This is a genomic window from Streptomyces sp. NPDC111606, assembly GCF_055656945.1.
The window spans coordinates 429,922-438,437 of sequence record NZ_JBVKBY010000009.1 but is presented as its reverse complement, the minus strand read 5'-3'; the positions used below and the strand labels follow the sequence as shown (position 1 = coordinate 438,437).

Here is an 8,516-nt window from a genome sequence, read left to right as displayed (position 1 = left end):
CCAAATTCCCCAAAGCCGCGGCCCACTTGGACGCTGGCCAGCACGATCTGCTGGCCTTCACCGCCTTCCCGCGTGAGATCTGGCGGCAGATCTGGTCGAACAATCCGCAGGAACGCCTGAACAAGGAGATCCGCCGCCGCACCGACGTGGTCGGCATCTTCCCCGACCGCACCGCCGTCATCCGGCTCGTCGGAGCGGTGCTGGCCGAGCAGAACGACGAGTGGACCGAGGCCCGCCGTTACATGGGACTCGACCTGCTGGCCAAGGCCCGCCTCCACCCGATCGAGTCAGAAAACGACGAGACCGACCTGCCCACCGAACTCACCGCATAGCCTCAAAAACGAGATCGCCGAGTGGCCGTCGATACACCACTCCAGCGGACGTGACCGTCGAGAACGCGGTGCCCACCACCGAGTGCGATTTCGAGCGCCATGGACATCGCGCTCGGGTTTCCCGCTGCACTGCTAGCCGGCATCTCTGGAGCTGCGGGTGTGGCGTCGCCGGATGCTCGTTCCTGCGGGGCTGGCCCTCGTCTCCTCTGGCTTCTCAGCAGGGGCGGGGTTCCTCCGTAGCGACGTAGGACGCGCGAAGAACCGCCCGCAGCCGACTGGCGTGAGCTGCGCTCGAAGCGCGAGCCCGCCTCCTTTGGACCGCCACCGCGCGCGGGTGGCCTGTTCACTGTCCAACTCGCGCAGGGTGCAGGTAGGCGAGGTGGAGGCCGCACAACTCGCCAATGCGGAAGCCCCCGTCGCTCAGCCACTCGACCACGACCTGGTCGCGGGCGGAGTTCACCTCTTCCAACAAGACCTCGGGCGCCGTCCGGCATCATCTTCTTGTGCCGGAGCTTCAGCGCGTTCGGCGCGAGCGGGTTCGCGTCCATGCTGAGGGCGCGGGGCAAGCGCGGTGTTGATGCCGAGCTCGGCCTGCCGCAGGTCGAGGCCCTTCAAGCAGGCGGCCGCTCCGGGCAGTGGCCGTGGCCGTCTGCCCCATCGCAGATCGCGTGCACGCCAAGTAGGGGCCCATCGAGCTGGCCACCTGGGTACGGCGAGGTGGGGCCGTCGGCGACTCTGTTTGACCGTGTCCCGAAGCCATTGGGATCATCGGAACGTGCCGCGAAGCAGGTCGTCCGGCACCCAGGCGGCCCGCCACCACTCCTGTGCTGGTTCCGTGCTGACTTCGAAGGCCGGAATCACAGAACATCGCAGGTCCTAGCTCCGACAGGATGAGTTGTCGTACCAGTCGATAGTTGTTCCGATGAAGCTCGCTGCTGCAATCTTCCGCATTTCGCGAAGTGTTGGAGCGCGCGCTGCACGTGCGGTCATATCGGTCACTTCCGGGCGGGGGCCAGGGTGCTTTGGGTGCTGCTCAGGCTAGAAATGGCCGCAGCGTTGTCCCATGTGGTGTGAGCCCATACTTTGATGCCGTCTGGTGGTGCTGCAGGCTGTAGAGGATGGCTTGTTGTCGCACCTGTCGGCACCGGTTGTCATCTGTGGTGACCCGTACCGTGCTGGTTTGACGGGTGCTCGACGCTGGCCTGCTGCATAGTCGCGCTCGCTCCGGGACGTCCTGGATGGCGCTCTTTGAATCTCCTGAGGTGTCGCTCCTCGGTTGGCCAAACTTGCTCAGGTGACCTCCCCACCCATTGCGGGCTCGTCCTGGGACGGTCACCCATGGAGAGGGACCGCCCGATAGCCCGTCAGGTCCGGGTGGTGTGTAGTTGCACATGCCGTAGCGGCATGTGGTGTCGTCGAGGGCACCACAGCACGAAAGGTCCTGTCTGCGATGTACCCTTCCGCCAGGCCTCCCCGCGAGGTCAAGATCGGCGATGCCGCCGCCTTCGCCGGAACCACCCCGCGCGCCATTCGTCACTACCACCAGATCGGTCTGCTGCCGGAGCCCGAGCGAGGCGGAGACGGACGCCGCCGCTACGGCTATGACGACATGATCCGCCTGCTGTGGATCCGCAAGATGTCCGAGGCCGGCATCAGCTTGGACGACATGCGGGCCGCCTTCGACGAAGCCCGGGACGTTGAGGACATTCTGGGCCGGCTGGAGGAGACCCTGGCTGCCCAGGAGGCCGACATCAAGCGTCAGAGGGCGGCAGTCCAGCGGCTGCGGGTCGTGGGCAGCCCACTGGGCTTGCTGTCCCCGTTGGTCACAGACCGGCTCAGCCACCTGCCTTCTGGCGCAGTGCGCCCCTCCGACCTGGACGCCCTGCTGGTCACGGAACGGATCTTCGGGCCGCTGGGAGCCGCAATTCAGGCCAGCGTGTTCATCACCCTGGCGACCCATCCCGGCCTACGGGCCGAGGCAGACCGCCTCGACGCGGCTGACGCCGCTCTCGATGACACCGTTGATCCCTACGACCCGCAGGTCGAGGAACTCGCCGCGCAGCACTGCGCCCACCACAAGGCCCTGCTCCAGGCCATTGAAGCCGACGGACTGGACGTGGCTGAGGAGAAGCTCTTCGAGATCTACGACGCCGAGGCGAGCGGCGAGGAGGACGCCCAGATGAGTGCCTTCGAAGCGGTGACCAGGATGCCCTATGGCTTCTCCGCGGCCCGGACGCGGTGCATGGAACTCACGGCGCGGCTCCTTGGCGGGGACCTCTCCGCAGGCAGCTGATCGCTGGTGTGGCCGTGCGTGAGGATTCCGGATTGCCCGCCGACACGCAGCCGGCATCTCGACACGGCCGCACCCTCCATGTGCGGGAACCCAAGCCGCCGATCTCGTCAACTCCTCGACCAGATCGCGCAGTTCAGCGATCTCCTCTCGCGCGGCAGCCTCCCGCCGATCGAGCTCCTCCAACCACGACACCATCGCCGCCTCCAGGACCGCGTCCTGGGAGACGACGATCCGCCGTCCGCCCACGAACGGCACGGCGCACGGCACCACCAGCTCACTGCAGAAGAGCCGCACCCATTGGACCGGGGCGTCGCCAGGTAAGTGCCCGCCCAGGGGTGTGTCGTTCTCTCGAAGGCACACTGGCCAAAGCCGCCTGCCCGGGGTGGTGTCGCCGGCCACGGCGACTTGTGGTCGTACATGCTGACCTCCAAGGGACGGTCGGTCGGCGACGACACCGGTGCTTGTCAGTGCGGCCCTCTACGCCCGGGCTTGTGACACCACTTTTTGAACTGCCGCGCCATGCGGCCGGCTCGTGGCCGTACACGACCGCACGCTCCTGCGCCGCTGGTGCGACCGTACGGTCTACTGGGCCGACAGCACCGGCGGCTCCCCCTCAGAACAAGGGCACATGAGCCCGGCGCAGGCGGCTCATCGCCCCTTGCGCCAGTGCTCGAAGCGCGGCCCGGGCGTGAACTCCATGCTGTACGAGGGAAGTTCCTCAGCGAGCAGTCTGCGCAGAAATTCGACCATGCCGCAGGGGACGACCTCGCAGGTCTCCGAGCCATGACGGGCGAAGAGCAGGACGGGCCACTTGTCGGGGTCCGGATCGCTGGTCAGCCAGCACAGGATGTCGGCGTGGGAGGTGTAGCCCCAGGCGAGGATGTGGTCCGGGTCCAGGTTGAGACCCTCCTGGTCGGTGCCCTCCTCCTCCCAGGTCAGACGGGCGTTTCCCGTCTCGTCCTCGAAGTCGTCAGGGGAGTGCTCGTGGGCCCCGGTGGGAAACGGCCCGAGGATTGCGAGCTCGCCGATCTCCTCCTCCGAGCCGATCCCGCCGACGCCGTACACGGCCATGAAGTCCATGTAGTCCCGGGGGAACCCGGTCCCCCACCGCGCCTCGGCCGCCTCCCAGTCGATGTCCTCGCCCGCGCCGGGAGGCGGAGGCAGCAGCTGCCGCAGCGCCGTCATCCCCGTTGATTCGTTCATACCGGTCCCGCCTTCGAGCAGGTTTGCGAGCCTCCAGTATTCCAGTGGACTTCTCCACTCCCGGCGGCCGCCTACCCAAGGCTCAGTGACGCACGAGCAAGGTCAGGCCTTCATGACCGATGTCGGGTTGGTGCAGCGCGAGCCAGCCTGGCCGCGCTTTTGCGTGGTGGCGCCGACGTTGCGCGGATCGATCCAGAGGCGTCCGCAGGCGAGACTCACGCCCGCCATGGCCTCGTTCGGGATCGTGCCGTCGATCCCGGGTTTCGAAGTCGGCTTCGTCCATGCAGAGTTCTTCTTCGGGGAGCGGGTCGCCGGTCCATTCCGGGCAGCTTCCTGAGGCGTATCGCCGGCGGATACGGCCTTTGTGGGCGACCACCCAGACATCGGAGCCTTCCGCCGAGTCCTCACAGAACATCTGTGCCTGCCCACAGTGGGCCCTCAGTCGTTCGACCGCGCCCATCCACTCGTCCCACTCGAGGCCCAGCAGACCGACGAGGTTGCCGAAGATCAGTCGCCATCCGTCGAGTTCAGGTGTGATGAAAGTGGGGAGCGCGCTCTTGCGAAGCGGTAGGTCCTAGAAGTCGGCGCCCTCACCGGGTGAGACAGGGAAACGGTCGTGCAGGCCGAGCGCCTCGAAAAGCCCCTCGTACTTCTCGGCGGGGACTGCAAACCACCAGCCGCGAGGATCCAGAGGAGAGGGTTCTTCGTCGGCGGACTTCACCTGTGCCCGGCGCTCCAGGAGCACCCTGTCCTGGGCATCGAGGCAGTCGATCAAACCGGTGGCGATGAGTTCGTCCAGCCTGCTGCCGGTCATGGACGTGATCCTATGCAGCCTCGGCTGACAGTTGTCGGGGGCCTGGCGAGGGCGTGGAAGCAGATGCGGAGGAGGCCGGCTTAGCGGAACAGCGTGGTGAGGACGGCCTTTGTCGAGCGGGCTCCGGTGCACTCCGCGAGAGCGAGGCTGTCGAGGACGACGCCGCTCCCGTCGCACAACCGGTGGACGTGCTGGACCGTGGATGCACGCCAGGGCAGGGGGCACACTCAGACCCGCTGGATGACCTCCAGCGGGTCTGAGTGGCCGGCGGAAGCAGCGATTGCTCAGCCGCTCACCATCTGCTAGGGGATGGAGTCGAGGACCTGGCACCCGTGTTCGCGCATCAGCTCAATGACCCGGGCGGCCATGGCGTCGTCCTCGATGAGCAGGGCACGCTGCGTTTGGGCGTTGTAAATGGCCTCGCCGGCATCTGTGCGAATGACGACCCAGCCTTCCTCTGTTCCGTTCCAAAGAAAGGCGTACTCGTCGGCTTCAGCGATCACTTGAGTTGGCTCCATTCTGAGATGCCGTCCTTGGTGAAAGTGGTCACCAGGCCGTTGCGCCCGACAGGGACGATCTTCGAGGATCTCATCGGTGAGCCGGCTGCCTGGAACAGGCCCAGGAGTGCCTTGTCCTGGGCACTCGGTGAGACGCTACCGCGAGGGTGCGTGTGGTACACGAGGATGCTGTCCCCGCGGACAGGTATCTCTACGCGGTTGTGAACGCCGGAGTAGAGGAAGTACTCGCCGCCCGTTCCCTTGGCACCAGGACCGAGCCCATAGATCACGGCGAACTCGACACCGTGCTTGACGGTCAGGTTTTCCAACTCGGTGACGGTCGGTCGCTTGCTGAGGGCGACGCCTGCGAAGCCCGGCAGGCCCTCGCCCTTACGGGCTCCGTACAGGAGCCGTGTCACAGCGCCAGCGCCGTCGCGGACGCCCTCAAGGGGCAGGTGCCACGCGGCTTCGTCGTCCTGAAGGCGGGCACCGACCCCGACCCGAAGGAGGTCGAGGCGGAACTGGTCCGCCTCGTGCGCGAGCGAGCGTCATCGAGACCCTGCGCCCGCTGCTCCCGAGTGCCGCGGAACCCGCGGGAGAAACGGACTCGCGGACACGGCGGATCCGAATGGGCGCGTCACATCGGCACCACAGGCAAGCCACCGCACCTTGCCGATCATGTGTGTACCGCATGGCCAACGGCCAGGTGTGTGGGGTGGCCTCGGATGACGGCGACTGGGAGGCTCACGTCTCGCTTCCGCCGCTGTCCACAGCCTGCCGGGGGAGCCAGATCTGGCCCGTCACGCGGTCCGGGTGCCAGGAGCCGACCGGGCCGTACGCCACGTACTGGCGCACTGCGTCGTGGAGTCGGTACAGGAGCCGGCCGCCGGCGGCCGGCTCGACCGGGTGCACCATCTGACGGTCAATGAGATCGTCGAGGAGATCAGCGGCCAGTCCTCGTGACGGTGTCACATGAGTCACCATGTCGTCGACACCGAAGTCACCGTTCACCGTCCTCAGCCGCTGTAACGCGGTCCTGACCGAGGAGGGCAGTGAGCTGTAGCAGGCCGCGACGCTGGCCTCCAGCGACAGATCGCCGATGTGCAGGAAGCGGAGCCGGTCCTGCTCGTTCGTCAGCCGGTCCGCCAGATCACGCAGCGACCGGTGCGGTCGCGCCGACAGCCACAGCCCGGCGATGTGCAGGGCCAGTGGCAGCCCTCCGCAGAACCGCAGCACACTCGACGCGGCCGATCGCTCCGCGCCCGTGCGCGCGGGTCCGAGCAGGTCCTCCAGCACCTGGAGGGCGTCCACATCGCTCAGGACGCCGATGTGCCTACGGAACTGGGCGGTGAGCGCGGGAAGTTCGCGGCGCGCGGCCACCAGTACGGCGCTGCGCGAACCGTCCACCAGCAGCGGCCGTACCTGCGCCTCGCTGTCGGCGTTGTCCAAGACGACGAGGACGCGCCTCCTGCTCAGCGCGTCCCGCAGCCGGGCAGCTGCTTCCTCCGGATGGCCTGCCGCCGGCCCGGCACCGAGGGAGCGCAGCACGCGGGGGACGATCTCGTCCGGCGTCAGCGGCGTAGAGGACGCTCCTGGATGGAGGTCCACGAAGACCTGTCCGTCCGGGAACCGGTCGCGTACGCAGTGCGCCGCCTCAAGGACCAATGATGTCTTCCCCGCGCCGGGCGGCCCGACGACCACGGCGGGCCGCCCGGTGTCGCCGTGCTCCGTGGCGGACAGGTGCAGCCGCAGCGAGGCGACGTGCGTCGTGCGGCCGACGAGGTGATGGCGGGGCGCCGAGGGAAGCTCGGCGGGGACGAGACCGGGTGGTGGCTGCCGCTGCGCGGCGCCGGGTCTGCGCATCAGCCGCCCGACCTCGTCCGGGGGCAGCGCGAGGGCCTTGGCAATCAGCAGCAGGGACTGCTTGCGGGGGCGGGAGGTGTGGCCGGTCTCGAGGTTGCGGATGGCCCGCACACTCACCCCGGACCGTTCCGCGAGGTCCTCCTGGGTCAGGCAAGCCGCCTCACGTGCGGTGACCAGGGCTTCCGCGAGTGTTGTCGACAACGATATCTGGTTCACGGGAGGCAGGCCTCCGCTCGCGGGGCGGCGGCCGGCGAACGGCCGTGGAACCAGGTTTTGCTCGCCCCCGCCGGGTGGTCAGCGACCCCGGCCGGCTTCGGCACGGCGGCCGGCGAGCGCCCGGGGATCCTGGGGCGTGCCCCTCGAGGATTGCCGGCGGCTGGTGGTCGGTCGGCTTCGGCCGATGTCGGGGCTGCTTCGGTTCGGCTGGTGAGAACACCCTGTCGTGTCACGACTTTCCCAGGGTTGGCGGGGCGGGACTGGTCCGCAGGGGCTCGGTCGTGGGGGCCGGCCTGAGGGCTCAGCGTTCTGCGCGGTTACGGCCGCCGCACAGGGGCGGGCCGTGTCGGGAACCGGTCGCGCGATCAGCGGGCGGCAGCGTGCAGGGTCGCCGTGAGCGTGGGGGCGCGAACAACGAGGTGGAACGGTCGGGACCGGACGGCGACTCAGTCGGGCACCCGGTCCGCCATGGGCACCAAGGTCACTACGAACTTGTAGCGGGAGCCGCGGTACACGGAGCGGACCCACTCCACCGGTCTGCCCTCGGTGTCGTGCGAGTGCCGGGACAGCAGCATCATCGGAAGGCCAACGTCCGTCGCGAGCAGCCTGGCCTCGTACGGGGTCGCGAGCGAGGTCTCGATGCCCTCCTCGGCCTCCGACAGACGCACGCCGTACACCTCGGCGAGCGCCGTGTACAAGGACCTGTACTTGGCCAGCGACTCGCGCAGGTCGGGGAAGCGCCGTGCGGACAGATGGGTCGTCTCGATTGCCATGGGCTCGCCACCGGCCAGCCGCAGCCGCTCGATCCGGACCACCCGCTCACCGACATCGATGTCGAGCAGGCGGGACAGTTCCTCGTCGGCCTCGATGTGACGCATGTCGAGGATGCGCGAAGCCGGTTCGAGACCCTGGGCCTGCATGTCCTCAGTGTGGGAGGTGAGTTGGAGGACGCGATAGAGCTTCGGCCGTGCAATGAACGTGCCCTTTCCCTGGATCCGGTCCAGCCGGCCCTCACCGACGAGCTCCTGCAGCGCCAGTCGGACGGTGGTGCGCGAGGTGTTGAGCCGGACGGCGAGTAATCGCTCGGCCGGCATGCGTGAACCCGGCGCCAGCGACTGCGCGATCGCGAGGACCTGCTGCTTCACGCGGTAGTACTTCGGCACCCGTGCGACGCCACCGGGCATGTCGGTGTCGTCCTGAACGATGCTCACGTCGGTGGTCATGACCTGCCTTCCGGGTGCTCTCGCAGGTGATTCGTTATAGCCCTCAACTTGCCCTTGGTCTAGTCCAAATGGGTG

Annotated in this window: 9 protein-coding genes and 1 pseudogene; 4 read left to right on the top strand and 6 right to left on the bottom strand. The window is 67.8% G+C overall.

Translation table 11 applies throughout. The features are described 5' to 3' along the window. Nucleotides 1–332 (top strand): transposase (locus ACZ7M7_RS31065; RefSeq protein ID WP_472122470.1); only part of this gene is annotated, 332 nt, incomplete at its 5' end. 1,450 nt (nucleotides 333–1,782) lie between these two features. Continuing rightward, complete coding sequence (locus ACZ7M7_RS31060; RefSeq protein WP_472122467.1) at nucleotides 1,783–2,625, top strand: MerR family transcriptional regulator; 843 nt, start codon at nucleotides 1,783–1,785, stop codon at nucleotides 2,623–2,625. A 648-nt stretch (nucleotides 2,626–3,273) separates the two neighbouring features. Here ACZ7M7_RS31060 and ACZ7M7_RS31055 read toward each other — a convergent pair. Then, nucleotides 3,274–3,828, bottom strand: a complete 555-nt coding sequence (locus ACZ7M7_RS31055) for an SMI1/KNR4 family protein (protein ID WP_472122464.1) — start codon at nucleotides 3,826–3,828, stop codon at nucleotides 3,274–3,276. A gap of 85 nt (nucleotides 3,829–3,913) precedes the next feature. Between ACZ7M7_RS31055 and ACZ7M7_RS31050 the strand changes: the two genes are divergently transcribed. Beyond that, complete coding sequence (locus ACZ7M7_RS31050; protein WP_472122461.1) at nucleotides 3,914–4,165, top strand: hypothetical protein; 252 nt, start codon at nucleotides 3,914–3,916, stop codon at nucleotides 4,163–4,165. Between the two features lie 237 nt (nucleotides 4,166–4,402). Here the strand turns inward: ACZ7M7_RS31050 and ACZ7M7_RS31045 are convergent, their stop codons facing one another. From ACZ7M7_RS31045 to ACZ7M7_RS31035, 3 genes are all read right to left on the bottom strand, one after another. Continuing rightward, nucleotides 4,403–4,642 carry a hypothetical protein gene (locus ACZ7M7_RS31045; protein ID WP_472122458.1) on the bottom strand — a complete coding sequence of 80 codons (240 nt, stop codon included), beginning with the start codon at nucleotides 4,640–4,642 and terminating at the stop codon, nucleotides 4,403–4,405. A gap of 302 nt (nucleotides 4,643–4,944) precedes the next feature. Next, on the bottom strand, nucleotides 4,945–5,145 hold the full coding sequence (locus ACZ7M7_RS31040; protein WP_472122455.1) for a hypothetical protein: 201 nt from the start codon (nucleotides 5,143–5,145) through the stop codon (nucleotides 4,945–4,947). Continuing rightward, nucleotides 5,142–5,558, bottom strand: a complete 417-nt coding sequence (locus ACZ7M7_RS31035) for an MPN domain-containing protein (RefSeq protein WP_472122501.1) — start codon at nucleotides 5,556–5,558, stop codon at nucleotides 5,142–5,144. The genes ACZ7M7_RS31040 and ACZ7M7_RS31035 overlap by 4 nt, the downstream gene beginning before the upstream one ends. 36 nt (nucleotides 5,559–5,594) lie before the next feature. Here ACZ7M7_RS31035 and ACZ7M7_RS31030 point away from each other — a divergent pair. Then, a pseudogene (locus ACZ7M7_RS31030) lies at nucleotides 5,595–5,639 on the top strand (hypothetical protein); the annotation flags it as partial. A gap of 244 nt (nucleotides 5,640–5,883) precedes the next feature. On the opposite strand, the gene ACZ7M7_RS31025 reads toward ACZ7M7_RS31030, so the two are convergent. Together ACZ7M7_RS31025 and ACZ7M7_RS31020 are read right to left on the bottom strand one after the other, a co-directional pair. Then, nucleotides 5,884–7,218, bottom strand: a complete 1,335-nt coding sequence (locus ACZ7M7_RS31025) for a helix-turn-helix domain-containing protein (protein WP_472122452.1) — start codon at nucleotides 7,216–7,218, stop codon at nucleotides 5,884–5,886. 446 nt (nucleotides 7,219–7,664) lie between these two features. Continuing rightward, nucleotides 7,665–8,441, bottom strand: a complete 777-nt coding sequence (locus tag ACZ7M7_RS31020) for a GntR family transcriptional regulator (RefSeq protein WP_472122448.1) — start codon at nucleotides 8,439–8,441, stop codon at nucleotides 7,665–7,667. Nucleotides 8,442–8,516 lie beyond the last annotated feature (75 nt).